The organism is Streptomyces sp. NPDC030143 (genome assembly GCF_055573695.1).
This window is the reverse complement of sequence record NZ_JBVIAY010000002.1, coordinates 531,149-555,959: the sequence shown is the minus strand read 5'-3', so window position 1 is coordinate 555,959 and position 24,811 is coordinate 531,149. Positions and strand designations below refer to the sequence as shown.

Annotated in this window: 18 protein-coding genes, 1 tRNA gene and 6 pseudogenes; 8 read left to right on the top strand and 17 right to left on the bottom strand. The window is 71.5% G+C overall.

Annotated elements, in window-relative coordinates:
* Positions 1 to 411: 411 nt before the first annotated feature.
* Positions 412 to 496: transfer RNA gene (locus tag ACZ4YY_RS05560), tRNA-Leu, on the bottom strand.
* 634 nt (positions 497 to 1,130) lie between these two features.
* Positions 1,131 to 1,367 (bottom strand): annotated as a pseudogene (locus ACZ4YY_RS05555) (aldehyde dehydrogenase family protein); the annotation flags it as partial.
* A gap of 254 nt (positions 1,368 to 1,621) precedes the next feature.
* On the opposite strand from ACZ4YY_RS05555, the pseudogene ACZ4YY_RS05550 reads away from it, so the two are divergent.
* Together ACZ4YY_RS05550 and ACZ4YY_RS05545 are read left to right on the top strand one after the other, a co-directional pair.
* Positions 1,622 to 2,004: pseudogene (locus tag ACZ4YY_RS05550) on the top strand (acetate--CoA ligase family protein); the annotation flags it as partial.
* Positions 1,985 to 2,578 (top strand): annotated as a pseudogene (locus ACZ4YY_RS05545) (MFS transporter); the annotation flags it as partial. The pseudogenes ACZ4YY_RS05550 and ACZ4YY_RS05545, both read left to right, overlap by 20 nt.
* 64 nt (positions 2,579 to 2,642) lie before the next feature.
* Here ACZ4YY_RS05545 and ACZ4YY_RS05540 read toward each other — a convergent pair.
* The 11 genes from ACZ4YY_RS05540 to ACZ4YY_RS05490 all read right to left on the bottom strand — a co-directional run bounded on the left by ACZ4YY_RS05540 (position 2,643) and on the right by ACZ4YY_RS05490 (position 14,334).
* Complete coding sequence (locus ACZ4YY_RS05540; protein WP_468284099.1) at positions 2,643 to 2,897, bottom strand: hypothetical protein; 255 nt, start codon at positions 2,895 to 2,897, stop codon at positions 2,643 to 2,645.
* Positions 2,898 to 2,980: 83 nt separating this feature from the next.
* Positions 2,981 to 3,979: a sugar phosphate isomerase/epimerase family protein gene (locus ACZ4YY_RS05535; protein ID WP_468284097.1), complete on the bottom strand. Its 999-nt coding sequence runs from the start codon at positions 3,977 to 3,979 to the stop codon at positions 2,981 to 2,983.
* Positions 3,980 to 3,992: 13 nt separating this feature from the next.
* Complete coding sequence (locus ACZ4YY_RS05530; protein ID WP_468284095.1) at positions 3,993 to 5,246, bottom strand: Gfo/Idh/MocA family protein; 1,254 nt, start codon at positions 5,244 to 5,246, stop codon at positions 3,993 to 3,995.
* Between the two features lie 367 nt (positions 5,247 to 5,613).
* Positions 5,614 to 6,675 carry a substrate-binding domain-containing protein gene (locus tag ACZ4YY_RS05525; protein WP_468284093.1) on the bottom strand — a complete coding sequence of 354 codons (1,062 nt, stop codon included), beginning with the start codon at positions 6,673 to 6,675 and terminating at the stop codon, positions 5,614 to 5,616.
* 17 nt (positions 6,676 to 6,692) lie between these two features.
* Complete coding sequence (locus ACZ4YY_RS05520) at positions 6,693 to 7,712, bottom strand: ABC transporter permease (protein ID WP_468284091.1); 1,020 nt, start codon at positions 7,710 to 7,712, stop codon at positions 6,693 to 6,695.
* Complete coding sequence (locus tag ACZ4YY_RS05515) at positions 7,709 to 9,235, bottom strand: sugar ABC transporter ATP-binding protein (RefSeq protein WP_468284089.1); 1,527 nt, start codon at positions 9,233 to 9,235, stop codon at positions 7,709 to 7,711. Before ACZ4YY_RS05515 ends, ACZ4YY_RS05520 begins: the two co-directional genes overlap by 4 nt.
* Before the next feature lie 215 nt (positions 9,236 to 9,450).
* Positions 9,451 to 10,632, bottom strand: coding sequence for an ROK family transcriptional regulator (locus ACZ4YY_RS05510; protein ID WP_468284087.1), 1,182 nt, complete (start codon positions 10,630 to 10,632; stop codon positions 9,451 to 9,453).
* A gap of 264 nt (positions 10,633 to 10,896) precedes the next feature.
* Complete coding sequence (locus ACZ4YY_RS05505) at positions 10,897 to 11,574, bottom strand: GntR family transcriptional regulator (protein ID WP_468284085.1); 678 nt, start codon at positions 11,572 to 11,574, stop codon at positions 10,897 to 10,899.
* A 220-nt stretch (positions 11,575 to 11,794) separates the two neighbouring features.
* Positions 11,795 to 12,733 carry a beta-ketoacyl-ACP synthase III gene (locus ACZ4YY_RS05500; protein ID WP_468284083.1) on the bottom strand — a complete coding sequence of 313 codons (939 nt, stop codon included), beginning with the start codon at positions 12,731 to 12,733 and terminating at the stop codon, positions 11,795 to 11,797.
* 160 nt (positions 12,734 to 12,893) lie between these two features.
* On the bottom strand, positions 12,894 to 13,037 hold the full coding sequence (locus ACZ4YY_RS05495) for an MFS transporter small subunit (RefSeq protein WP_468284081.1): 144 nt from the start codon (positions 13,035 to 13,037) through the stop codon (positions 12,894 to 12,896).
* A complete protein-coding gene (locus ACZ4YY_RS05490) occupies positions 12,997 to 14,334 on the bottom strand; it encodes an OFA family MFS transporter (protein ID WP_468284079.1) in 1,338 nt (445 codons plus the stop codon). Before ACZ4YY_RS05490 ends, ACZ4YY_RS05495 begins: the two co-directional genes overlap by 41 nt.
* Before the next feature lie 129 nt (positions 14,335 to 14,463).
* On the opposite strand from ACZ4YY_RS05490, the pseudogene ACZ4YY_RS05485 reads away from it, so the two are divergent.
* Together ACZ4YY_RS05485 and ACZ4YY_RS05480 are read left to right on the top strand one after the other, a co-directional pair.
* Positions 14,464 to 15,109, top strand: a pseudogene (locus ACZ4YY_RS05485) (2-dehydropantoate 2-reductase); the annotation flags it as partial.
* Positions 15,106 to 17,264, top strand: a pseudogene (locus tag ACZ4YY_RS05480) (molybdopterin-dependent oxidoreductase); the annotation flags it as partial. The pseudogenes ACZ4YY_RS05485 and ACZ4YY_RS05480, both read left to right, overlap by 4 nt.
* Positions 17,265 to 17,279: 15 nt before the next feature.
* On the opposite strand, the pseudogene ACZ4YY_RS05475 reads toward ACZ4YY_RS05480, so the two are convergent.
* Positions 17,280 to 17,372, bottom strand: a pseudogene (locus ACZ4YY_RS05475) (complex I 51 kDa subunit family protein); the annotation flags it as partial.
* Between ACZ4YY_RS05475 and ACZ4YY_RS05470 the strand changes: the two are divergent.
* Both ACZ4YY_RS05470 and fdhD read left to right on the top strand, forming a co-directional pair.
* Positions 17,343 to 18,140, top strand: coding sequence for a 4Fe-4S dicluster domain-containing protein (locus ACZ4YY_RS05470; RefSeq protein ID WP_468284366.1), 798 nt, complete (start codon positions 17,343 to 17,345; stop codon positions 18,138 to 18,140). The pseudogene ACZ4YY_RS05475 and the gene ACZ4YY_RS05470 overlap by 30 nt on opposite strands.
* A gap of 7 nt (positions 18,141 to 18,147) precedes the next feature.
* The gene (fdhD, locus tag ACZ4YY_RS05465) at positions 18,148 to 18,996 is read left to right on the top strand and encodes a formate dehydrogenase accessory sulfurtransferase FdhD (RefSeq protein ID WP_468284077.1); all 849 of its coding nucleotides are present in this window, start codon (positions 18,148 to 18,150) and stop codon (positions 18,994 to 18,996) included.
* A gap of 280 nt (positions 18,997 to 19,276) precedes the next feature.
* Here the strand turns inward: fdhD and ACZ4YY_RS05460 are convergent, their stop codons facing one another.
* From ACZ4YY_RS05460 to ACZ4YY_RS05450, 3 genes are all read right to left on the bottom strand, one after another.
* The gene (locus ACZ4YY_RS05460; RefSeq protein ID WP_468284075.1) at positions 19,277 to 19,834 is read right to left on the bottom strand and encodes an isochorismatase family protein; all 558 of its coding nucleotides are present in this window, start codon (positions 19,832 to 19,834) and stop codon (positions 19,277 to 19,279) included.
* 19 nt (positions 19,835 to 19,853) lie between these two features.
* Entirely contained in the window at positions 19,854 to 20,246 is a 393-nt protein-coding gene (locus ACZ4YY_RS05455; protein WP_468284074.1) for a MarR family winged helix-turn-helix transcriptional regulator, read from the bottom strand.
* A 220-nt stretch (positions 20,247 to 20,466) separates the two neighbouring features.
* Positions 20,467 to 21,510, bottom strand: a complete 1,044-nt coding sequence (locus tag ACZ4YY_RS05450; RefSeq protein WP_468284072.1) for a bile acid:sodium symporter family protein — start codon at positions 21,508 to 21,510, stop codon at positions 20,467 to 20,469.
* A gap of 224 nt (positions 21,511 to 21,734) precedes the next feature.
* Here ACZ4YY_RS05450 and ACZ4YY_RS05445 point away from each other — a divergent pair, with 224 nt between their 5' ends.
* Together ACZ4YY_RS05445 and ACZ4YY_RS05440 are read left to right on the top strand one after the other, a co-directional pair.
* Positions 21,735 to 22,640 carry a LysR substrate-binding domain-containing protein gene (locus ACZ4YY_RS05445; protein ID WP_468284070.1) on the top strand — a complete coding sequence of 302 codons (906 nt, stop codon included), beginning with the start codon at positions 21,735 to 21,737 and terminating at the stop codon, positions 22,638 to 22,640.
* 300 nt (positions 22,641 to 22,940) lie between these two features.
* Positions 22,941 to 24,767: an AMP-dependent synthetase/ligase gene (locus ACZ4YY_RS05440; protein ID WP_468284364.1), complete on the top strand. Its 1,827-nt coding sequence runs from the start codon at positions 22,941 to 22,943 to the stop codon at positions 24,765 to 24,767.
* Positions 24,768 to 24,811 lie beyond the last annotated feature (44 nt).

Sequence of the window (24,811 nt, the reverse complement as noted above, 5' to 3'; positions counted from 1 at the left end):
CGGGACCGCCCACACCGGGGTCACCGCCCGGACTGTCCCCGTAGTCGGGGATGTCGTCTTACACCCATCCGCCCGCTCTACAAGCGCCGTGATCGTATCACCACAAGATGCGATCAACGACCGCCAACATCGTCCACAACATCCACCTTTGACGGAACGTCAGTTGTTCCGGGGCGGACCGCCCGAGGGCAACCGATAAACGGGCTTCCGCCACATTCGGGAGGTAATCGAGACGTACGGAACGTTTCTCGGTAACGACGAGGCAAAGCCCGGGAACGGCAGGCAGCGGCCAGGCAAGGAAAAGACAAAACCCGCAGCCGGTGAATCCCGGATGCGGGTGCGTGTCGATCGGCCGGTCCACTGGGACCGCCACTCACGGTGCGCTCTCGAAGCGGCACGGAGTGTGATGAGTGTCCGGGGGGGGACTTGAACCCCCACGCCCGATAAAGGGCACTAGCACCTCAAGCTAGCGCGTCTGCCATTCCGCCACCCGGACCAGGTGTCTGCCGCCCGGCGGGGGTGTTCCCCGCGGCGACACGAACAACAATACCAAGCTTTCGGAGCGCGTTTCACCTGCGTATCTGTCCGCGGATCCGCGTGCGCGCCGCCGCGCCGGGAGCGTGATCGCGCGATCACCGCGGCCGCGGTGCGGGGCCATCCGTCAGGGGGTGCGCAGGGCCGTGCGAAAGGGCGCGGCGCCGTGCGGAGGGTGCGCAGCGCCAGGGCGGCGGGCAGCCGTCTCCTCCTGAGCGGGGTGGGGTCGCGGTGCCCGGCGGCCCGGTGCTCCTGTTCGGCCCGGCGCCGGCACTGCTCGTCGGCGGACGTCGGCTCGATGATGTTCCCTCGGCGGTCCGGCGCGGGGGCGCGCCGCTGCCGTACCGGGCCTTGCCCCGGCGAAGGCGCGGTCGCCCCGCCCCGGCAGGCGGCTCAGCTCTCCCCGCCCCGCCCCCTCGCCTTCGCCGGATCGGGCGCGGCGCCCCGAACGCAACGACGGTGTCGCCGTCGCCGGATCGGGCGCGGGCGCGGCTGACCGGACGGCGTCGGCGGGCGCGTGCGCCGCGGCCGGACGGCGGGATCCGCCGGGTCGGCCGCGGCGCCCGCGCCCGGTGGCCGCCGCCCGGGCGGGGGCACGGCATCAGGTGGTACTCCGGGAAGTTGCCGGGCAGCCTCTCCCCCGCCGGCCCCCGGGTCACGGCCCTCACAAGCAGCTCGCCGCCGACGAACGCGCCGCGCCAGGACCCCCCGAAGCCGCCGAAGAGCTCGTCGCGGTCGCCGCGGGAGCGAGGTGTGCCGTGGCCGACCTTGAAGGCGCGGATCTGCGGGGCCAGCCGGTCGTAGGTGGCACGGTCGTCCGTGGAGAGCGTGGCGCGACTCCCCCGTCGAGGTGAGCGGCTCCCCGCTGCTCGGCGAACACAACGAAGAGGTCTACGTGGGTGAACTCGACCTCGGGGACGACCGCCGACACGCCCGTCTTCGTGGTGCGCGCGAACCCCAGGATGGCCATCCCGATGCCGCCGGACTGCGAGGTCAGCGCCACCGAGCCGGCGGCGGGGGCGTCGAGGGTGGCGGCGACGCGGGCCCGGCGTTCCTCCAGGGGGAGGTGGCGCCAGGCGCGGTGCTGGTCGAGGGGATCGTCGGCCTCGGCAACAAGTCGGACCTCGACGAGGACGACCTGCTGACATGGTTCGGCGAGGACCCGCACACCGAGTGCATAGCGATGCACCTGGAGGACCTCAAGGACGGACGCGCCTTCGTCGAGGCGGCACGGCGGACCGTGCCGAGAAGCCCGTCGTGGTGCTCAAGGCGGGGCGTACGGCGGCGGGGGCCCGGGCCGCGGGCTCGCACACGGGTGCCCTGGCCGGCGACGACGCCGTCTACGACGACATCCTGCGCCAGGCGGGGGTGATCAGGGCGCCGGGGCTGAACGACATGCTCGAGTACGCGCGCGCGTTGCCGGTCCTTCCCACCCCGCAGGGCGACAAGGATGATGTGGTTCTGTCTGCTGTGCACCGCCGGCATCAACATCTTCGGCATCGCCTTCCAGGTGCCGTTCGGCAAGGACATGGGTTTCGCGGGCGGGATCGTGGCCACGGCGATGTCCCTCAAGGCGATCGTCAACGGCACCGGGCGCGGCGTGATCGGCTGGATCTCCGACAGGTTCCGCCGCCGCAACACGCTCGTCATCGTGTGCCTGGTGCTGGGGACCGCCCAGTTCGGGGTGCTGGTCTCCGGACAGATGGGCAGCATGCCGTTCTTCCTGTTCTGCTCCCTGGTGTCCGGCTTCGGCGGCGGTGCGATCTTCCCGTTGTTCGCGGCCATGACGGCCGACTACTTCGGTGAGAACAACAACGCCTCCAACTACGGCATGGTCTACAGCTCCAAACTGATCTCCGGCCTCGTGGGCTCCGGCATGGGCGCGGTCGTGGTCGGCGCGTGGGACTACGAGGGCGCCTTCGTCATGGCCGGCTGCATCGGCCTGGCCTCCGCGGTGCTGGCGCTCTTCCTGAAGGCTCCGGACAGGCCGCAGGCCCGCAGGGTCGTCCCCAACCCGCACCCGCTGGGTGAGGAGACGGCGTGAGGTGACGGGCGGCCGGTCCGCTCCGTGAGGGGCCCTCCCCGAGTTCACACCGGGGAGGGCCGCCTCACGCGAGGACGGCGAGCGACACCGGCTCGCCGACCTCGGCCTCGCCCTCGGCGAGGGTGACCTGCCGGAAGCCCTCCGCGGCGGCCGCAGGCGCCCGGCCGGTGACGGCTGCGCCGGCCTGGGGAGCGGTCAGGGTGAGGGATGCGCCGGCCGGCGGAGCGCCGCTCAGCGGGGCGAACGCTCTGCGCAGCGGGGGACGCCGCCTGCGGGTCCGGTTCCTGCCCGTGCGGGTGGTGGGGTCGTTCCCGTGCACGGATGCCTCCGGGACGGGGCCGGTCGTACCTGCGGGTGGCTGCGCCGGTGTGCGCCGTCATCCCGGAAGGGGGGCGGTGAGGGTCAGTTGCCGAACGCCGCGTCGAAGGAAGCCGACGGGGGGTCGAAGTCGAAGGCCTTGAGGCGAGCGAGGGCTTCGGGGGCGCCCTGGAGCCGGTCCATACCCGCGTCCTCCCATTCGACGGAGATCGGACCCCGGTAGTCGATGGACCGCAGCATGCGGAAGACGTCCTCCCAGGGGACGTCGCCGTGGCCCGCGGAGACGAAGTCCCAGCCGCGCCGGGGGTCCCCCCAGGGCAGGTGGGAGCCGAGCCGGCCGTTGCGGCCGTCGAGGCGCTTTCGGGCCTCCTTGCAGTCCACGTGGTACACGCGGTCGCGGAAGTCCCACAGGAAACCGACCGGGTCGAGGTCCTGCCAGACGAAGTGGGAGGGGTCGAAGTTGAGGCCGAAGGCCGGTCGACGGTCAACTGCATCCAGTGTGCGTACCGTCGTCCAGTAGTCGTATGCGATCTCGCTCGGGTGGACCTCGTGCGCGAACCGCACGCCCTCCGCGTCGAAGACGTCGAGGATCGGGTTCCACCGGACGGCGAAGTCCTCGTAGCCACGCTCGATCATCGCCTCGGGGGCCGGCGGGAACATGGCCACCAGATGCCAGATGGCGGAGCCGGTGAACCCGATGACGGTGTCGACGCCGAAGGCGGCCGCCGCGCGGGCGGTGTCCGCCATCTCGGCGGCGGCCCGCTGCCGCACACCCTCCGGGTCGCCGTCGCCCCAGATGCGGGTGGGCAGGATCGCCTGGTGGCGTTCGTCGATGATGGCGTCGCAGACGGCCTGACCGACCAGATGGTTGGAGACGGCCCAGCACTTCAGGCCGTACGTGTCGAGCAGCGACCGCCTGGAGTCGAGGTACGACGAGTCGGCGAGGGCCCTGTCCACCTCGAAGTGGTCTCCCCAGCAGGCGAGTTCCAGCCCGTCGTAACCGAAGTCGCGGGCGAGGCGGCAGACCTCCTCCAGGGGCAGGTCGGCCCACTGGCCGGTGAAGAGCGTGAACGTGCGCGGCATCTGCGAGTCCTCCTCAGGCGGCGACGGGTGTGTAGACGGAGTTCTTCTCGGCGCTCTCCTCCACCGCCGCGAGGACCCGCTGCACCTGGAGTCCGTCGGCGAAGGAGGGGTCGGGCCTGCGGCCCTCGGCGATGGCGTGGACGAGGTCGCGAGCCTGGTGGACGAAGGTGTGCTCATAGCCGAGACCATGGCCCGGCGGCCACCAGGCGTCCAGGTAGGGGTGGTCGGGTTCGGTGACGAGGATCCGGCGGAATCCCGCGTGGGCGCCGGGTTCGGTGGCGTCGTGGAACCACAGTTCGTTGAGGCGCTCCAGGTCGAAGGCCAACGCCCCGTACGCACCGTTGAGTTCGATGCGCAGGGCGTTCTTGCGGCCGGTGGCGTAGCGCGTGGCCTCGAAGGAGGCGAGGGCTCCGGAGGTGAAGCGGGCGGTGAACAGGGCCGCGTCGTCGACGGTGACGGTGCCCGTGGCGGGGCCGGCGCCCGCGGGTCCGGCTTCGGCCCCGGTGACGGCTCCGGCCACGGCTCCCGCACTCAAGCCGCTGGTCGTGGCACCGGCGAGGGGCCGTTGCCGGACGAAGGTCTCGGTGAGCGCGGAGACACCGGCCAGCCGCTCCCCCGCCAGGTACTGCGCGAGGTCGACGATGTGGGCGCCCAGGTCGCCGAGGGAACCCGAGCCGGCCAGCTCCTTGCGCAGCCGCCAGGTGAGCGGGAACGCCGGGTCCACCAGCCAGTCCTGGAGATACGTCACCCTGACGTGCCGCAGCGCTCCGAGCCGCCCCTCGGCGACCATCCGCCGGGCCAGGGCGGTGGCGGGCAGCCGTCGGTAGTTGAAGCCGACCATCGCCAACCGGCCCTCGGCCTCGGCTGCGTCGGCGGCGCGGGTCATGGTCTCGGCCTCTCCGACGGTGTTCGCGAGGGGCTTCTCGCACAGCACGTGCTTACCTGCGGCAAGCGCGGCAACGGCGATCTCCGCATGGCTGTCACCCGGCGTGCAGATGTCGACGAGGTCCACGTCGTCCCGTGCGATCAGGGCGCGCCAGTCGGTCTCGGTCGCCGCCCAGCCGTGCCGGTCGGCCGCCACACGGACGGCGACCTCGTCCCGGCCGCAGATCACCGACAGAACCGGACTGCGGGGCAGGTCGAACACGCGGCCCGCAGTGCGCCAGCCTTGAGAGTGGGCTGCGCCCATGAACCCATAGCCGACCATGCCGACGCGGAGCGGGGGCCTCGCGGCCTCCGTCTCCGCTGACTGCTGCGGCTCATCCATGCGGGTGTCCTCCTCGTCGTGGTGGGACGGTGGGGGTGCTGCGGCCTGCCCGGCAGCGGGCGGCGTGGGCGTGCGGGGCCATCGGGCGGGGTGCGGGTACGGGTGCGGGTGCGCGTCGGGGGACTCCGGCGGGCGGGCTCGGCCTCGGCCGGCGAGCGGTTCGGCCTTCGCCTGCGGGTGGCGGTCGTCTGCGGCTGAGAGGCGATCACGGCAGTCGGCAGTCGGCAGTCGGCGAACGATCGGAGACGGGCGACAGCCAACCGACTGCAAGCTAGGGGCGACAGCCGACCATCCACAGACGACGGACAATCGTCGACCGACGCCAACCACGAACGACCGCCGACCGCCGACCGCCGACCGCACACACTCACCGGAATCCGGTCGACATGTACTGGTCGACGTTCTCCTTGTCGACGACCGCCGAATACAACGTGATCGACGCCGGGATCTCGTATTCGGCGAGCCCGCCCACGCCTTTGCCCTGCCCCAGTGTGCGAGCGAGGTCGATGGCGGATGCGGCCATCGTGGGCGGGTACAGGACGGTCGCCTTCAAAACGCCGTTGTCCTGCTTGATCGCCTGGAAGGCGGAGAGCGCCCCGGCTCCGCCGACCATCAGGAAGTCGTCGCGCCCGGCCTGTTCGATGGCGCGCAGTGCGCCCACGCCCTGGTCGTCGTCGTGGTTCCACAGCGCGTCGAACTTGGACTGCGCCTGCAGGAGTTGGGCCATCTTCGCCTGTCCCGACTCCACGGTGAACTCGGCCGCCTGTCGGGCCACCTTCTTGATGTTGGGGTAGTTCTTCAGGGCGTCGTCGAAGCCCTGGGTGCGTTGCTTGGTGAGTTCCAGGTTGTCCAGGCCGGCCAGTTCGATGACGCGGGCGTCGGACGTGCCCTTGAGTTTCTCGCCGATGTAGTGGCCGGCGTTGAGGCCCATGCCGTAGTTGTCGCCGCCGATCCAACACCGGTAGGCCTGGGGGTTGTCGAAGATGCGGTCGAGGTTGATGACCGGGATGCCCGCGCGCATGGCCTTCAGGCCGACCTGGGTGAGTGCCTTGCCGTCGGCGGGCAGGACGACCAGGACGTCGACCTTCTTGTTGATGAGGGTCTCGATCTGGCCGATCTGCTGGGCGGTGTCGTTCGAGCCCTCGGTGATCTCCAGCGTCACGTCGGAGTACTTCTTCGCCCGTTTCTCGGCGTTGTCGTTGATGGCGTTGAGCCAGCCGTGGTCGGCCTGGGGTCCGGCGAAGCCGACGGTGACCTGCTTGCCGGGCTTGTCGCCGGCGTCCGGCCGGTTGTCCGCGGTCGGCTCCTCGCCCTTCGGGTCGTTGCTGGTGCAACCCGTGAGGAGGGTGCCGGCCGAGACGGCGGCGGTTTTGAGGAGCAGTCCTCTGCGACTGGTGAAGCGGCTCGTGAAAGATGTCGGCTCTGGCATGGCGGTGAACCCTTTCCTCAGGTCGTGCTCGCGGTACGGCGCTGGACCAGTACGGCGGCGACGATGATCGCGCCCTTGGCGATCTGCTGGACGTCGCTCTGCAGGTTGTTCAGGGCGAAGATGTTGGTGATCGTGGTGAAGATCAGGACGCCGAGCACGGAGCCGGTGATGGTGCCGCGACCCCCGCTGAGCAGGGTGCCGCCGATGATCGCGGCCGCGATGGCGTCGAGTTCGTAGAGGTTGCCGTTGGTGTTCTGGCCCGAGCCGGACAGGATGATCAGCAGGAAGGCGGCGATGCCGCAGCACAGTCCGGACAGCAGGTAGAGGTGGAGGCGCTGGCGGCGTACGTCGATGCCGGCGAGGCGGGCGGCCTCAGCGTTGCCGCCGACGGCGACGGTGCGCCGGCCGAAGGTCGTGCGGTTGAGGATCAGCCAGCCGACGACCGTCACGACCGCGAACACCATGACGAGGGGCGGGACGCCGAGGACGTACGCGTCACGCTCGCCGAGGTCGAGGATGCCGTCGACGGTGACGATCTGTGTCCTGCCGTCGGTGATCTGCAGGGCGAGTCCGCGGGCCGAGGCGAGCATGGCGAGCGTCGCGATGAACGGCACCATGCCGCCGTAGGCGACGAGCAGACCGTTGACCAGGCCGCAGCCCAGGCCGACGAGGACGGCGGTGAGGAGAATGCCGCCGAAGCCGTACTCCTGGGTGGCGACGGTGGTCGCCCACACGGAGGCGAGGGCGACGATCGCGCCGACGGAGAGGTCGATACCGCCGGAGGTGATGACGAAGGTCATCCCGACGGTGACGACGCCGATCACCGAGCCCTGGGTGAGGACGAGTTGGAGGTTGCGGGTGTCGAGGAACTCGTCGGGTCTGGTGATGCCCCCGATGAGGATCAGGGCGGCGAGCACGCCGAGGAGGGACAGGGTGCGCACGTCGGCGCGGGCCATGAGCCCCCGCCAGGCGGGGAGTCGTTCCTGCGGGGCCGTCTTGTCGGTGCCGCCCAGGGGCGGGGACACGTGCTGCGTCATGACGCCGGGCTTCCTTCCATGACGAGGTCGAGTACACGGTGTTCGTCGAGCTCGCGGGCCGGCGCGGTGTGCACGACGCGGCCTTCGCGGAGCACCAGCACACGGTCGGCCAGGCCGAGGACTTCCGGCACCTCGCTGGAGACCAACAACACGCCAAGGCCTTCGGCGGCCAGTCGACGGACGACTGCATACAGTTCGGCGCGGGCGCCGACGTCGACACCGCGCGTGGGCTCGTCGAGCAGCAGCACCCGGCATCCGCGCAACAGCCATCGCGCCAGAACGGCCTTCTGCTGGTTGCCACCGGACAGCGCGCGCACAAGTGCGGACGGGTTGTCGGGTCGCAGGGACAGCTCACGGGTCGCGGCTCGGGCCGCGCCGTGTTCGGCGCCGCGGTCGATCCAGCCGGCGCGGGAGAAGCGGGAGAGGGAGGAGACGGAGACGTTGCGGGTGACGGACTCCAGCATCAGCAGGGCCTGGGTCTTGCGTTCCTCGGGGGCGAGGCCGAGTCCGGCGCGGACGGCGGCCCGTACACTGCCGGCACGCAACGGCCGTCCGTCGACGAGCACCTGGCCCGCGGTGGGTTTGCGGGCTCCGTAGACCGTCTCCAGGATCTCGGAGCGTCCCGAGCCGACGAGTCCGGCCAGTCCCACGATCTCCCCGGGCCGGACCTCCAGGTCGAGGGGTTCGAACTCGCCGTCGCGGGCGAGTCCTCGCACCTCCAGGAGCGGTTTTCCCGGAGTGTCGGCCGCGTCCCGCACGGGCCGCTCGGGAAAGACGTACTCGACGTTGCGTCCCGTCATCAGCGCGACGACCTCGCGGGTCGGTGTCGTCTTCGCGGGCAGTCCGCCGGCCACGGCCCGGCCGTCCTTCAGCACGGTCACGCGGTCGCCTATGCGACGGATCTCCTCGAGCCGGTGGGAGATGTGAACGACGGCGACCCCGTCGGCGGTGAGATCGCCGACGATGCGGAAGAGGTTGTCGACCTCGTCGGGGTCGAGGGCGGCGGACGGCTCGTCCATCACGATCAGCCGCACGTCGTGGGAGAGGGCGCGCGCCATGGAGACGATCTGTTGCCGGGCCGGCGACAACTCTCCCACCAGGTCGGCGGGTTCGATCTCCGGGTGGCCGAGTCGGCGCAGGAGATCGGCTGTCGCGTTGCGTTCCGTCCTCCTCCGGACCACGAAGCCGGCGGTCGTGGGTTCGTGGCCGAGGTGGACGTTCTCGGCGACCGACAGGTGCTCGACCAGGTCGAGTTCCTGGTAGATGGTGGCGATGCCGAGGCGCATGGCGGCGATCGGCGAACGCAGGGTGACCGCCTCCCCGCGCCAGCGGATGGTGCCGGAGTCGGGTTGGTGGGCGCCGGCCAGGACCTTGATGAGGGTGGACTTCCCGGCACCGTTCTGGCCGAGCAGACAGTGCACCTCACCGGCCTGGACGTCGAGGTCGACGCCGTCCAGGGCCCGGACGCCGGGGAACGACCTGGTGATGCCGGACATGCTGAGCAGCGGTGCTTCTGGTGCCATGTGGGTTCCCCTCGGCGAACGTGCGGGCCGGAGTCAGGGCGGAACGAGACCGGGCAGGACATGACAAATCAGTGCAGGACAGGGCGAGGCGAGGCGAGGCGGAACGCTGCCGGGCCGAACGAGACTGCGAGACAGGGCGCGCTGTGCTGACGACGATCCGTACGGGGTGACGGAGTACGGGAGCTGAACGAGGTGAGGCGTGCGCGGGTGTGGTGCTAGGCGGGTGAGAAGAGGTGGTCGCTGATCAGCCGGGCCCCGCCGATCACACCGGCGGTGGGGCCCAACTCGCCCAGGACGATGGGCAGGTTGCCGGTCGCCAGGGGCAGCGACTGGCGGTAGACCTGGGTGCGGATGGCGGCGAGCAGGGTGTGGCCAAGGCCGGTCACCCCGCCCCCGATCACCACCAGGCCGGGGTTGAAGAACGAGACGAGTCCGGCGATGACCTGGCCGACGCGGTTGCCGCCCGCGCGGATCAGCTCGAGGGAGGTGGCGTCGCCCGCGGCGGCCGCGGCGGCGACGTCGGCGGCGGTGAGGCCGCCGTTCGTCTCCAGTCGGGCGGCGAGTTCCGCCGAGAGGCCCTGCCGGGCCGCGTCCACCGCGTCACGGGCCAGGGCCGCGCCGCTGAAGTGGGCTTCGAGACAGCCCCGGTTGCCGCAGGCACAGGGACGGCCGTCGGGCACGGCCTGGATGTGTCCGATGTCGCCGGCACTGCCCGTCGTCCCGCGGTAGACCTGGCCGCCGACGACGATCCCGCAGCCGATGCCGGTGCCGATCTTGACGCAGAGGTAGTCGGCGACGGTGCGGGCGACGCCCGCGTGCTGCTCCCCCATGGCCATGAGGTTCACGTCGTTGTCCACCATGACCGGGCAGCCGAGTTCCTGGCTGAGTGCCTCCCGTACGGGGAAGCCGTCCCAGCCCGGCATGATCGGGGGCGCGACCGGCACTCCCTCGGGGAAACGGACCGGGCCGGGGACGCCGATGCCGGCGCCGTCGAAGCCCTCGGCGAGCCCCGTCGCCTTCAACTTCGCTGCCATGGCGAGGACTTGCTCGAACACCGCGACCGGTCCCTCACGTACGTCGAGGGGTTGGTTGAGGTGGCCGAGTGTTTCCAGTTCGGCGTTGGTGGCGGCGACGTCGACCGAGGTCGCGCCGATGTCGACGCCGAGGAAGCGCAGTCCGGGGTTGAGGCGGACGTTGTGGGAGCGGCGGCCACCGCGTGAGGCGGCGAGTCCGTCGGCCACGACCAGCCCCGTCTCCAGCAGCCGGTCCACCTCCACGGCCAGCTTGGACCGTGACAGGTCGACCTGGTCACCGAGTTGAGCACGCGAGTTGGGGCCACCGTCGCGCAACAGCTTGAGCAGCCGGGCCTGGTGGGCGTTCGCGGGTCGCGCCGTCATGCGTCTCACGAGTCCCTCCCCGCCTCGACAGGCCACCGGCTGTTCGGGCTTTCGAGGGGAACGTAGCAGCGGTTGCCGGGAGTGGGAAGAATTCACGCAGGGATTGGCCCAGGCTTTCTCCACCCTCAGGACAAAGACGGGGAGGGCGACGGGAGGGCAGGGGTCCGCGGGTCGGTGTGGGCGCGCAACGCGGGAGCCGCCCCGCGGGGCGGCCCAGGTGGGCGGCCGTGCGGAGCGGCTCCGAGAAGCGCGATCCCGTGCCGGCTACGACCGTTGACGGGCGTGGTACGAGCGCCGTGTGTGCTCCGTGTGCTCACGCATGAGCTGGGTGGCGAGCTGCTCGTTGCCTTCGGCGATCGCGGAGATCAGGTCCCCGTGTTCGATCCAGGACTGGTGTCCGCGTTGCCGGGCGACGGGCGTGTAGTACCAGCGGACCCGACGGTCGACCTGCGCTGCCAGCTCCGCGAGGACCGCGTTGCCGGCCAGTTCCATGATCTTCGCGTGGAACCGGGCGTTGAGGGCGACGGCGGCGTCGATGTCGTCCTTGGCGACGGCCAGCTTGCCCTGGGCCTGTACCTCGAGCAGGGCGTCGATGCCGGCCCGGTCGGCGTGGGCGGCGGCCAGGCGCGCGGCCTCCGCCTCCAACAGCGTCCGCACCGTGAGGAGTTGGTCGGCCTCCTCCTCGGTGGGTTCGTGCACGAAGGCGCCCTGGGCGGGCCTCAGGTCGACCCAGCCCTCGGTGTTCAGCCGCTGGAGCGCCTCGCGCACCGGCTGGCGCGAGACGCCGAGGTGGCCGGCGAGCTCGCTCTCGACGAGGTGCTGGCCGGGTTGCAGGGCGCGGGTGGTGATGAGTTCGAGCAGCGCCTCGTACACGCGTTCACGCAGCGGGCCGGGGCGTTCGAGCTTGGGCACCGCCCCCTGCGGCAGTCCTGTCGACAACATCGGTCGGTCCCCCTCCTGGGCAGCGCCCGGGCGCCTTCAGCCGGAAAGCCAGTATCGATTGTCTTTCGTCTACAGTCTACGGGCCACAGTAGCCAGCGACTGGCGGACGTCGACCGCGTCACACTTGCGCCCCGCACAGGGAGCCCGGCCGCACGGCCAGACGACGGCGCGGCCACAACTCCGCCCGCACGAAACTCGTGGCAGCGCCGACCGGCCGCCGTCACGGGCAGCGTACGACCTGCCCCGCGTACGACAGGTTGCCGCCGAAGCCGAAGAGCAGCACCGGATCCCCGGTGGAGACGGCGCCGCGCTCGATCAGCTTGGAGAAGGCGAGCGGGATGCTGGCGGCGGAGGTGTTGCCCGATTCGGTGACATCGCAGGCGACCACGGCGTTGACGGCGCCGATCTTCTGGGCGAGCGGCTCGATGATGCGCAGGTTCGCCTGGTGCAGGACGACGGCGGCGAGGTCCTCCGGGACGAGACCGGCCCGCTCGCACGCTTCCCGCGCGAGCGGGGGCAGCCGCGTGGTCGCCCAGCGGTAGACGCTCTGCCCCTCCTGAGCGAACCGGGCCGGCTGCCCCTCGATGCGCACCGCGTGGCCCATCTCGGGCACCGATCCCCACAGCACCGGCGCGATGCCCGGCTCTTCCGAGGCCTCCACGACGGCGGCCCCCGCCCCGTCGCCGACGAGTACGCAGGTGGTGCGGTCGCTCCAGTCGGTCACCTCCGACATCTTGTCGGCGCCGATGACCAGGGCACGGCGGGAGGCGCCCGCGCGGACGGTGTGGTCGGCGGTGGCCAGTGCGTGGGTGAAGCCGGCGCACACGACGTTGACGTCCATCGCGGCCGGGGAGGGGATGCCGAGGCGGGCGGCGACGCGGGCGGCCATGTTGGGCGAGCGGTCCACGGCGGTGGAGGTCGCGACCAGGACGAGGTCGATGTCGGCCGGGGTGAGCCCGGCCGTCGCCAGCGCCTTGGCGGCGGCGTGCGCGGCCAGTTCGTCGACGGGCTCGTCGGGCCCGGCGATGTGGCGCGTGCTGATGCCCACCCGGCTCCTGATCCACTCGTCACTTGTGTCGACCAGGCCCGCCAGGTCCTCGTTGGTGAGTACCTTGGCGGGCTGGTAGTGGCCGACGGCGGCGATGCGCGAGCCGTTCATGCGGGTGGTCCCCCTCGGTGCCTTGGGTAGCGGGATCCACCAGTCTGATCAGTGACCGACGGGTACGGGGGCGCGACAAGCGACAGGAAACGGGCCCGCAGCTTGTCGGCTTCCCCCGAGCCCTCGGACGTCCTGGCGACCGTCCGGCACCCAGCCGGTGCTAGCCGGTGAACAGCTGCGTCGCCTTCCGTACGAGTTCGTACAGCCCGTAGACGAGCGGCGCCCCCACCCACAGCCAGGCGAAGGCGATCAGCGGGCGCCGGTCAGGCGGACTCGGGCTGCTGGGGGCGGGGTCGTGCGACATCGGCGGCCTCCGGGGCGGGCACGTGGTGGTGGCGGGGGTGGACGGGGCGGACGAGTTCGTTGGCGACGAAACCGACGGCGAGCAGTCCGATCATGATGAACAGGGACAGGGTGTAGAGGGACGAGCCGTGCCGGCCGGCCTCCTCCTGCCTGTCGGCGATCCAGTTCACGATCAGCGGGCCGAGGACGCCGGCCGTGGACCAGGCGGTGAGCAGTCGCCCGTGGATGGCGCCGACCTGGTAGGTGCCGAACAGGTCCTTGAGGTAGGCGGGGATGGTCGCGAAGCCGCCGCCGTAGAAGGAGAGGATCACCAGGGCGCACAGGATGAACAGGGGCTTGGAGGAGTCCCCGCCCAGGGCGATGAGCGCGTACATCAGCGCGCCGACGCCAAGGTAGACGCGGTAGACGTTCTTGCGGCCGATCAGGTCCGAGGTGGACGACCAGCCGATGCGGCCGGCCATGTTGGCGGCGGACAGCAGGGCGACGAAGCCGGCGGCGGCCGTCACGGACACCGGGGTCGCGGTGTCGGCGAAGAAGTCCGTGATCATCGGGGCGGCCTTCTCCAGGATGCCGATGCCGGCGGTCACGTTCATGCAGAGCACGACCCACAGGCACCAGAACTGCGGGGTGCGCACCGCGTCGCGGGCGGAGACCTGTACCTGTGTCCCCGTCGCGGTGTCCCGGCCGTCGGCGGTCTGCGGGGTGGCGCGCGGCACCCGTACCAGCAGGACGCCCAGCGTCATGAAGAGCGCGTACGACATCCCGTGGACGAGGAACGCGAGGGCGATCCCGGAGTGGTCGGCGCCGAAGGACTGCGCCGACCAGGGCGAGGCGATGAGGGCGCCGCCGCCGAAGCCCATGATGGCGATGCCGGTGGCCATGCCGGGCCGGTCCGGGAACCACTTGATCAGGGTGGAGACGGGAGAGATGTAGCCGATGCCGAGGCCGATGCCGCCGACGAAGCCGTAGCCGAGGACGATCAGCCAGTACTGCTCGATGGCGGCGCCGAGCGCGGAGATCAGGAAACCGGACGAGAAGCAGATCAGGGCGACGGTCATGGCCCAGCGCGGTCCGTTGCGCTCGACGAAGGTCCCCCCGAACGCGGCGGACAGGCCCAGCATGACGATGGCGAGCTGGAAGGGCAGCGCGCTCTGGGTGCCGCTGAGGTCGAGGGCGGACTCGAGCGGCGGTTTGAAGACGGACCAGGCGTAGGCCTGGCCGATGGAGAGGTGGACGGAGAGGGCGGCCGGGGGGACCAGCCAGCGGCTCCAGCCGGGCGGTGCGATGGGGGGACTCATGAGTCCGCAACGGTAGGAAGGGTCCCGGCTGTTGAGAAGGCGGCGCGTCGACCGTATGCGGTGAGCGGTATGCGGACTGCGCCGAGCGGTCGCACGATGCTCTGCGCGGCCTCTTGCTGCCGCAACCCCCATACTGTTGGCGGCCCCTACGACGGCCATCGCGTCGAGAGCGTGGACCCGGGACGGAACGGTCAGTGCGGTGCTCGCTCCCGAACGGGCCGTCGGCTGCGTCGTCTACGCCGCCACCGAGCTCGAAGGGCCCGGTGTCGTACGGCACCTGGAAGGCACCCGGTTCTCCGTCGGCGAGCCCGACCGGAGTGTGTCGCCGCGCTGCGTCGCCTTCGGTGACGCCCTGCGGGCGGGTGGGCTGAAGTGCCCGGTGGAGCGCGATCTGCGCAACGACATCTGGCTCAAGCTGCTCGGGAACATCTCCTTCAACCCGATCAGCGCCCTGGCCCGCGCCACCATGCGGCAGATGTGCCTGCACGGCGGCACCCGTCAGGTCATCGAGACGATGATGCACGAGACGCTCTCGGTCGCCGAGGCGCTCGGCTGCGAGGTGGGCGTCTCCATCGAGCGCCGGCTCGCGGGCGCCGAGCGGGTCGGCGACCACCGCACCTCCACGCTCCAGGACCTGGAGCGCGGCAAGCCGCTCGAACTGGACGTGCTGCTCGCGGCCGTCGTCGAGCTGGCGCAGATCACCGGCGTCGAGGTGCCCACCCTGCGCACCGTGCACGCCGTCTCGGACCTGCTCGCGCTGAGGAGCGCCGCATGAGGAAACGGCAACCGAAGACCTACACCCGGCTCACCCGTCCGCTGGTGCGCGACTCCAGCGACGAGCCCTTGCGGCCCGCGAGTTGGCAGGAGGCGCTGGACCGGGCGGCCCGGGACCTGGAGCGCAACCGCGGCGCGTTCGGCATGTTCTCCTGCGCCCGCGCGACCAACGAGATGAACTACGTGGCGCAGAAGTTCGCGCGGGTCGTCATGGGCACCAACAACGTCGACTCCTGCAACCGCACGTGTCACGCCCCCAGCGTCGCGGGTCTCTCGGCCGCGTTCGGCTCCGGCGGCGGGACGTCGTCGTACGAGGAGATCGAGCACACCGACGTCATCGTGATGTGGGGTTCCAACGCCCGTTTCGCGCACCCGATCTTCTTCCAGCACGTGCTGAAGGGGATCCACAACGGCGCGCGGATGTACGCGGTCGACCCGCGGCGGACGTCGACCGCCGAGTGGGCGGAGGGCTGGCTCGGGCTGAACGTCGGTACGGACATCCCGATGGCGCACGCGATGGGCCGCGAGATCATCCACTCCGGTCTCGCCAACGAGGCGTTCGTCGAGCGGGCCACGTCGGGTTTCGAGGAGTACCGGCAGCTCGTGGAGCCGTGGACGCTTTCCCTGGCCGAGAAGGTCACCGGTGTACCGGCCGCCGCCATACGGGAGGTGGCACACGCCTACGCCCGTGCAGAGCGGGCCCAGCTGTGCTGGACCCTCGGCATCACCGAGCACCACAACGGCACCGACAACGTCCGGGCGCTGATCAACCTGTCCCTGCTGACCGGCCACGTCGGCCGCTACGGCTCCGGGCTTCAGCCGCTGCGCGGTCAGAACAACGTGCCGGGCGGCGGGGACATGGGCGCGATCCTCAACCGTCTGCCCGGCTTCCAGGACATCCTCGACGCCGAGGCCCGGCTGAGGTTCGAGTCGGCCTGGGACACCGTCATCCAGCCGCACTACGGGATGAACCTGACGGAGATGTTCGAGGCGATGGAGTCGGGCGAGCTGCGGGCCGTGTACTGCATCGGCGAGAACCCCGCGCAGTCGGAGGCGGACAGCGAGCAGGCCGTGCGGCGGATGAAGGAGCTCGACTTCCTCGTCGTCCAGGACATCTTCCTCACCGACGTGGAACGGGCGGCCGTCGACGCCCTGTTGGGGCCTGCGGAGTCGTCCTGGGAGGGGGCCGACCGTTCCGGCGCCGATCTGCGGTGGGCCCGCGGCGGCCGTGCGGCGCGTGACCGCCGCGACCTGCTGTTGCCGGGGCTGCACGCGATCAACGACCGGATCGGCTGGATCAGCGAGGGCGCCCTCGGCTACCTGTGCCGGCGGCTGACCGTGCCGCCGGCAGAGGCGTACGGCGTCGCGACCTTCTACGCGATGTTCTCGGTGCGGCCCCGCCCCGCGAGTGTGCTGCACGTGTGCGCGGACCTCGCGTGCACGGCCGCCGGGGCCGCCGACGTGTGCGCCGGCGTCGAGTCCCGCCTCGGGCCCGGCAGCGGGGTGCACGTGGAACGCAGCCCCTGTCTGGGCCTGTGCGAACGAGCCCCGGCCGCGCTCGCGATCAGGGCCGGCGACCCGGTGCGTACGGCGGTGGCGGCGCCGGCCGGCGTGTCCGACGCCGTGCTCGCCGCGAGCGCCCCCGACTCGGCGCCCGAGGAGCCGCCGGCGGTGGCGGCGGTGCCCCAGGCCGGGGACCCCTCGCTGTTCCGCTCCGCCGTGTGGGGGTGGTCGATCCGGCGAGCCTGGACGACTACCGGGCGCACGGCGGCTACACGGCGTTGCGCCGGGCCTTCGAGCTCGGGCCCGCCGCGGTGATCCGCGAGGTCACCGACTCCGGCCTGGTCGGGCGGGGCGGGGCCGCCTTCCCGACGGGCCGCAAGTGGCAGGCCACGGCGTCGCAACCGGACCGTCCGCACTACCGGGTGTGCAATGCGGACGAGTCCGAGCCGGGCACCTTCAACGACCGGGTGCTGATGGAGGGCGATCCGTTCGCGCTGGTGGAGGCGATGACGATCGCGGCGTATGCGGTCGGCGCGCGGCGGGGTTTCCTGTATGTCCGCGGCGAGTACCCGCGAGCGATATATCGTATGCAATATGCCGTTGACCGTGCGCGTGCGCGGGGTTTTCTCGGCGACGACATCCTCGGCCAGGGCAGCCGGCGTCCCTGGCAGGGCGATGTCGTCGGCGGCCGCCGCACCGGAACGGTCCGCGATCCGCCGCAGTGCCTCCTCCTGCCGGACGGTGCCGACCCGGCACGGCACGACGTCTGCCGGGCCTCCGGGAAGGACGTGCCGACCCTCTGCGAGGGCGACACGCTCATGCCGAAGAACGCCTGCCGCGTCTGCGTGGTGGAGGTCGAGGGGGCGCGCACGCTGGTCCCCGCCTGCTCCCGCGCGGCGGAGCCCGGGATGCGGGTGCGCACCGACAGCGAGCGCGCCCGGCACAGCCGCAGGATCGTCCTCGAGCTCCTCGCGTCCTCGGCCGATCTGTCCACGACCCCGCGGGTCGCTCAGTGGATCAAGGAGTACGAGGCGAAACCGGACCGTTTCGGCACGGACGCGGCCCGGTTGAACGAGGAGCCGAGGGTCGACAACGAGCTGTACGTCCGCGACTACGACAAGTGCATCCTCTGTTACAAGTGTGTCGACGCCTGTGGCGAACAGTGGCAGAACACCTTCGCGATCTCGGTGGCGGGCCGCGGTTTCGACGCCCGGATCGCCGTCGAGCACGACGCGCCGCTGACCGACTCGGCGTGCGTGTACTGCGGGAACTGCATCGAGGTGTGCCCCACGGGGGCGCTGTCGTTCAGGTCGGAGTTCGACCGGCGGGAAGCGGGTACCTGGGACGAGTCGGCGCAGACGCGGACGACCACGGTGTGCGCGTACTGCGGAGTGGGCTGCGACCTGACGCTCCACGTGCAGGACAATGAGATCGTCAAGGTCACCTCGCCGCACGACAACCCGGTGACCCACGGCAATCTCTGCATCAAGGGCCGCTTCGGCTACCAGCACGTACAGAACCGGGGCTGATCAGGACATGGGACGAGTCACCGAGCGACGCAAGGTGCTCCGCATACGCGACGGGGCGGTCTCCACCCGGCCGGACACGCTCGTCGCCGAGGAGCCGCTGGAGATCCGGCTCAACGGCAAGCCGCTGGCGATCACCATGCGCACGCCCGGTGACGACTTCGCGCTGGCGGCCGGTTTCCTGGTCAGCGAAGGTGTACTGGCTACGGAATCCGATCTGCAGAACATCGTCTACTGCGCCGGGGCGACCGTCGACGGCTCGAACACCTACAACGTGGTGGACGTGAAGACCGCGCCGGACGTGGTGATGCCCGACATCACCTTGGAGCGGAACGTGTACACCACCTCGTCCTGCGGCCTGTGCGGCAAGGCGAGTCTGGACGCGGTCCGCACCACGGCGCGCTGGCCGATCGCCGACACTCCCCCGCTGCGGCTCGCGCCGGAGTTGCTGGCGAGCCTTCCCGACCGGCTGCGGGCGGCCCAGCGGGTGTTCGACCGGACCGGCGGGCTGCACGCGGCGGCGCTGTTCTCCGAGGACGGCGGGCTGCTGGACGTGCGGGAGGACGTCGGCCGGCACAACGCGGTCGACAAGCTCGTCGGGCGTGCCCTGCAGAACGGGGAGCTGCCGCTGTCCCGCACGATCCTGCTGGTGTCGGGCCGGGCCTCGTTCGAGCTGGCGCAGAAGGCCGTGATGGCGGGCGTCCCGGTGCTGGCGGCGGTGTCGGCGCCGTCGTCGCTGGCGGTGGACCTGGCCGCGGAGACCGGGCTGACGCTGGTGGGTTTCCTGCGGGGCACTTCCATGAACGTGTACGCGGGTGAGGGTCGCATAGCCCTGCGGGCGGCGGCCGCCCAGGGCTGAGCGGACCGCCCGCGGCACGGCGGCGGGGCCCCGACCGGCGGGGAGCGCCCCCTGCGCCGCAGGGGCCCCGTCTCGGCTTCCGGACGGCCGTCCCACCCTCGGAAACAGCCGTCCCGCCCCCGGAGACAGCCGTCCCACCTCCGGAGACAGCCTTCCGCCGGGACAAGACGGTGGTGCCGCCCCGGGGAGCCGGTGGTGTGCCGCCCTGAGGACGGTGGGCCGCCCGGGGAGGACGACGTCCCGCTCGGCAGACGGCTGTAGGGCCCGGGAGGGGGACGCGTCAGCCGGAAGAGGTGGGAGAGGGGCGGCGGCCTCCCGCGGCGAAGGCGATCTCCTTCGCTGCCACGACCGTGCCCAGGCGGGGGAAGTCCAGCCGTACGGACGCCTCGTGCTCGGCTCCGGTGAGGGCGGCCATCGCGTCCTCCACGAAGACCAGCTCGTAGCCCAGGTCGCCGGCGGAGCGGGCGGTGGACTCGACGCCCAGATTGGTCGCGATGCCGCCGAACACCAGGGTGGTGACACCGAGGCGGCGCAGACGGTCGTCCAGGTCGGTGCGGTGGAAGCCGCCGATCGTCTGCTTGACGACCTCCAGGTCGCCGCCCTTCGACAGTCCCGCCACGAGGTGGCTGCCGGGTGGCTGCTCGGCGACGCCGGGGCGTTCGACGCGGATCAGGACGACGGGGGCGCCGGCGGAGCGGAAGGCGTCCGCCAGTTCCCCGGCCGCCGCCAGGACGTCGGTGCCCGACCGGGGTTCCAGGGGCAGCGCGACGATGCGGTCCATCAGGTCGACGAGGACGAGGGCGGTGTGCGCGGGATCCAGCGCGTGGGGTGCGGTCATGACGGAACGTTATCCCCCGTCAGCGGTCCGTACCGGAAATCCGGATCAACAGGGCCGTGAACTGGTCGCGTTCGGCGGTGGACAGCGGGGCGAGCAGCGCGTCGTTCACCTTGCGGGCGGTCTTCTCGCAGCGCACCAGCATCCGTTCGCCGTCGCCGGTGAGCGACACGGCGTTCTCGCGGCGGTCCCGGGGGTCCGGCTCGCGCACGGCGAGGCCCGCCGCCTGGAGGTCGTCGGGGATGCCGACCAGGTCCTTGGGGTCGAGGCCGACGCTGCGGCCGAGGCCGGCCTGGGCGACGGGCACGAGGTCGCGGACGGCGCAGAGCACGACGTGGTGCCACATCCGCAGCCCTTCGCTCGCCAGCGCCTCGGCGACCAGGGCGCGTCCGCCGGCGGCGGCCCGGCCGGGCACTCACCACCCCGCCCCAAGCCGTGAGCGGCCCCGCCCCGCCTCGTCCCGGGCCGTGAGCGGCCCCGCCCGCGCCGAGGTCGTGAGCGAGCCCGCCCCGCCCGAGGCTGTGAGCGACCCGCCGCCCGCCCGGTTCCCGGCGCCCGGCGTGGTCTGAGGGGTCCTTGCACTCTGCCCGCCCGGGCCACGCGGCCTGATCAGGCGCTCATGGTGCAAGCGCCCCTCAGCGCGACCGCGCCCCAGTGTCCACCGCGGCGCGTCGCCGGTCGGCGGCCGGTGCCTGTTCGGTGGCCGCCTCCGTCTCCTCCCGCGTCTGCGTCTGCTCCTCCGGATCGCGCGACCGGCGCTTGGCGATCACCGCGCACACCATCAGCTGCATCTGGTGGAAGAGCATCAGCGGCAGCACGGCGAGGGCCGCCTGCGCGCCGAACAGCACGCTCGCCATGGGCAGCCCGGAGGCGAGGGACTTCTTGGAGCCGGCGAACTGGATCGCGATCCGGTCCTCCCGGTCGAAGCGCAAGGCCCTACCGCCGTACCAGGTCACCGCGAGCATCGCCGCGAGCAGCACGGCCTCGACGACGAGCAGGCCGGCCAGCCGGACCGGGCTGACCTGGTGCCAGATGCCCTGGACCATGCCCTCGCTGAACGCGGTGTAGACGACGAGGAGGATCGAGCCGCGGTCGACGTGGCCGAGGACCTTCTTGTGGCGGGTGACGAACCCGCCGATCCAGCGGCGCAACAGCTGCCCGGCGACGAAGGGCACGAGCAGCTGGAGGACGATCTCCACAAGGGAGTCCGCGGAGAACCCGCCCCCGCTGCCGCCGAGCAGCGCGGCGGCCAGCAGCGGGGTGATCACGATGCCGACCAGGGAGGAGAAGGACCCGGCGCAGATCGCGGCGGGCACGTTGCCGCGGGCCATCGAGGTGAAGGCGATCGACGACTGGATGGTCGACGGGACCAGCGTGAGGAAGAGCAGACCCTGGTGGAGCGGGTCGGTCAGGACGACCGGGACGAGACCGCGCGCGGCCAGCCCCAGCAGCGGGAAGAGCACGAAGGTGCAGGCCAGGACGGTGACGTGCAGTCGCCAGTGCTTGAGCCCGTCCAGTGCCTCACGGGTGGACAGGCGGGCGCCGTAGAGGAAGAAGAGGAAGGCGATCGCCGCCGTGGAGGCGCCGGAGGTCACGTCGGCGGCCCCGCCGCGCGCCGGGAACAGCGCCGCGAGGCCCACTGTCCCGAGCAACAGGACGATGTACGGGTCGATCGGCATCCGACTCGGCCGGCGCAGGCGTTTCACAGTGCTCCACTTGCTCGTTCGTACGCGGTTCACTCGTCCGGGACCGGTGCGGGGCCGGACGCCCCCTTCACCGGTGCGGGGCCGGTCGGCCCCTCTCCATCGTCCTCCCCGTCCCCGTGATCGGGAATCGGTCATACCGCTCTGACTGTCATCGCGAAGCATGATGACCGGCCTACCGACGGAGTACCGTGGCCGGCATGTACGACCCCTCCCACCTGCGGACGTTCCTGGCGGTCGCCCAGACACTGAGCTTCACGCAGGCCGCTCGGCGGCTCGGGCTGCGCCAGTCGACCGTCAGTCAGCACGTCCGGCGGCTGGAGGACGCCACCGGGCGGACGCTGTTCAGCCGGGACACGCACACGGTGGAGCTGACCGAGGACGGCGAGGCGATGCTCGGCTTCGCGCGGCGGATCCTGGAGGTCCACGAGCAGGCCGCGGCGTTCTTCACCGGCACCCGGCTGCGCGGGCGGCTGCGGTTCGGCGCGTCCGAGGACTTCGTGCTCACGCGACTGCCGGAGATCCTCGAGGCCTTCCGGCACGACCACCCGGAAGTGGACCTGGAGCTGACGGTGGAGCTGTCCGGCACCCTGCACGAGCAGCTCACCGCCGGGAAACTGGACCTGGTGCTGGCCAAGCGGCGCCCGGAGGACCCGCGCGGCGAGCTGGTCTGGCACGACGAGCTGGTGTGGATCGGGGCGGAACGGCTGCGGGTGGACCCGGAGCGCCCGGTGCCGCTCATCGTGTACCCGCCGCCGGGCATCACCCGCGCGCTGGCCATGGAGGCGCTGGAGCGGCAGGGGCGTGCGTGGCGGATCGTGTGCACGAGCGGCAGCCTCAACGGGCTCGTCGCCGCGGCCCGCGCCGGTCTGGGGGTGATGGCGCACTCCCGGGGTCTGATCCCGCCGGGTCTGGTGCGCGTCCCGGAGCGGGCGGGCCTGCCGGAGCTCGGACGGGTCGACTTCGTTCTCGTGCACGGCCGGCGCCGCACGTCGGCCCAGGGCGCGGCGGACGCGTTGGCGGCGGCCGTCCTGGCGGGCGGGGACCGCTTGCACCGCCGGGGTGCGCGCCCGCGGCACGCTCCGCCGGACGGGGCCGGGGCCTGAGGGGAGGTAACGCGGTCGCCCGCCCCGACGCTGTGGGGAAGGGAGGTCCTCCCCTGTCGGCGAGGCCGCGGCGGCCGGGGCCGGGCGGCGTGAGTACGACGGGCGGATTCGGTGGAGATTACGGCACCGGAACTTACTCGGCCGTCAGTTTTCTGTCCGACCCTTCCGCATGTGAGCCCATTTTCCCGCACCGACCGGCGCAGACGAGAGCATCGCTCGCTTTCCGACCCTCTCCCGCCCCGCCCGGGCGTGGGGTAGCTTTCACCGCGCTGTGCGGCCAGGAGAGACGGGGTGCGGGGTTTGCGCGAGTTCACCAACCCTCCGTTGGCGTTGGCACCGCCGGTGGGCGGACTGGCCGACGTCGTGTTCCAGCACGCCCAGGACGACCCCGGGCACATCGCACTCGGCCGCAAGGACGAGCGGGGACACTGGCGGGACGTGACCGCCGCCGAGTTCCGCGACGAGGTCCTCGCCCTGGCGAAGGGGCTGCTCGCGCAGGGCATCCGTTTCGGCGACCGCGTCGCGATCGTGTCCCGTACCCGCTACGAGTGGACTCTCTTCGACTACGCCTTGTGGACCATCGGCGCCCAGGTGGTCCCGGTCTACCCGACGTCCTCGGCCGAACAGTGCTTCTGGATGCTGTACGACGCCGAGGTGACGGCCGCGATCGTGGAGCACGAGGACCACGCGATGACGATCGCCACCGTCATCGACCGCCTCCCCCACCTGCGCCGGCTGTGGCAGCTGGACGAGGGGTGCGTGCAGGAGCTGTACGACGCCGGCGTCGCCCTCGACGACGACGTGGTGCACCGCCACCGCGAGGCCGTCACCCCCGACTCCGTCGCGACGATCATCTACACGTCCGGCACGACCGGCCGCCCCAAGGGCTGTGTCATCTCGCACGGCAACTTCATGGTCGAGGCGGACACCGTCATCCGGCGGTGGGAGCCGGTGTTCCACTCCCGCAAGGGCGACGAGGCGGCGACGCTGCTCTTCCTGCCGCTGGCGCACGTGTTCGGGCGGATGGTGCAGATCGCCGCGATCCGCGGCAAGGTCCGTTTCGGCCACCAGCCCCAGATGCAGGCCGCCGCCCTGCTGCCCGACCTGGCCGCGTTCCGGCCGACGTTCTTCCTCGCCGTGCCGTACATCTTCGAGAAGGTGTTCAACGCCGCCCGTCGCAAGGCGGAACGGGAGGGGAAGGCCGGACCCTTCGAGAAGGCCGTCGGCGTGGCCGTGGACTATGCCGAGGCGGTCGAGGCGAAGGCGTGGGGCACCGGGCCCGGCCCCTCGGCGGGACTGCGCGTGCAGCACCAGCTGTTCGACAAGCTCGTCTACTCCAAGATGCGCGCCGCGATGGGCGGCCGGGTCCGGCAGGCGATGTCGGGCGGCTCGGCGATGGACCGCAGACTGGGACTGTTCTTCGCGGGCGCGGGCGTGCAGATCTACGAGGGCTACGGCCTGACCGAGTCGACGGCGGCCGCGACCGCCAACCCGCCCGGCCGCACCCGGTACGGCACCGTCGGGCAGCCCATCCCCGGCATGACCGTCCACATCGCGGACGACGGTGAGATCTGGCTGCGCGGTGACAACGTCTTCCAGGGTTATCTGAACAATCCCAAGGCCACCGACGAGGCCCTGCAGGACGGCTGGCTGGCCACCGGCGACCTGGGTTCGCTCGACGAAGACGGTTACCTCACCATCACCGGCCGCAAGAAGGAGATCCTCGTCACCTCCGGCGGCAAGAGCGTTTCACCCGGGCTGCTGGAGGAACGCGTACGGGACCATCCGCTGGTCAGTCAGTGCATCGTCGTCGGCAACGACCGGCCGTTCGTCGCCGCGCTGGTCACCCTCGATCAGGAGGCCGTCGAGCACTGGCTGCAGATGCGCGCCAAACCGCAGATGAGCGCGGCGGAACTGGTGCGTGATCCGGACCTGGAGACCGAGGTGCGCAGGGCGGTGATCGCCGCCAACACGCTGGTCTCGCAGGCCGAGTCCATCCGCACCTTCCGTATCCTCGCCCAGCCGTTCACCGAGGAACACGGCCTGCTGACCCCGTCGTTGAAACTGAAGCGGAAAGCGATCGAGAACGCTTACGCGGACGAGGTCGACGCGCTGTACCGCACCTGAGGCGACCGGAGGATTGGGAGAGGGGAGTCCGGGGATCAGGAATG

What these genes read in the sequence shown, in the direction of transcription:
- ACZ4YY_RS05535 (WP_468284097.1), bottom strand. Translation starts at nt 3,979, where the DNA reads ATGCCGCGCACGTTCACGCTCTTCACCGGCCAGTGGGCCGACCTGCCC.
- ACZ4YY_RS05530 (WP_468284095.1), bottom strand. Translation starts at nt 5,246, where the DNA reads ATGGATGAGCCGCAGCAGTCAGCGGAGACGGAGGCCGCGAGGCCCCCG.
- ACZ4YY_RS05525 (WP_468284093.1), bottom strand. Translation starts at nt 6,675, where the DNA reads ATGCCAGAGCCGACATCTTTCACGAGCCGCTTCACCAGTCGCAGAGGA.
- ACZ4YY_RS05520 (WP_468284091.1), bottom strand. Translation starts at nt 7,712, where the DNA reads ATGACGCAGCACGTGTCCCCGCCCCTGGGCGGCACCGACAAGACGGCC.
- ACZ4YY_RS05515 (WP_468284089.1), bottom strand. Translation starts at nt 9,235, where the DNA reads ATGGCACCAGAAGCACCGCTGCTCAGCATGTCCGGCATCACCAGGTCG.
- ACZ4YY_RS05510 (WP_468284087.1), bottom strand. Translation starts at nt 10,632, where the DNA reads ATGACGGCGCGACCCGCGAACGCCCACCAGGCCCGGCTGCTCAAGCTG.
- ACZ4YY_RS05505 (WP_468284085.1), bottom strand. Translation starts at nt 11,574, where the DNA reads ATGTTGTCGACAGGACTGCCGCAGGGGGCGGTGCCCAAGCTCGAACGC.
- ACZ4YY_RS05500 (WP_468284083.1), bottom strand. Translation starts at nt 12,733, where the DNA reads ATGAACGGCTCGCGCATCGCCGCCGTCGGCCACTACCAGCCCGCCAAG.
- ACZ4YY_RS05495 (WP_468284081.1), bottom strand. Translation starts at nt 13,037, where the DNA reads ATGTCGCACGACCCCGCCCCCAGCAGCCCGAGTCCGCCTGACCGGCGC.
- ACZ4YY_RS05490 (WP_468284079.1), bottom strand. Translation starts at nt 14,334, where the DNA reads ATGAGTCCCCCCATCGCACCGCCCGGCTGGAGCCGCTGGCTGGTCCCC.
- fdhD (WP_468284077.1), top strand. Translation starts at nt 18,148, where the DNA reads ATGGGACGAGTCACCGAGCGACGCAAGGTGCTCCGCATACGCGACGGG.
- ACZ4YY_RS05460 (WP_468284075.1), bottom strand. Translation starts at nt 19,834, where the DNA reads ATGACCGCACCCCACGCGCTGGATCCCGCGCACACCGCCCTCGTCCTC.
- ACZ4YY_RS05450 (WP_468284072.1), bottom strand. Translation starts at nt 21,510, where the DNA reads ATGCCGATCGACCCGTACATCGTCCTGTTGCTCGGGACAGTGGGCCTC.
- ACZ4YY_RS05445 (WP_468284070.1), top strand. Translation starts at nt 21,735, where the DNA reads ATGTACGACCCCTCCCACCTGCGGACGTTCCTGGCGGTCGCCCAGACA.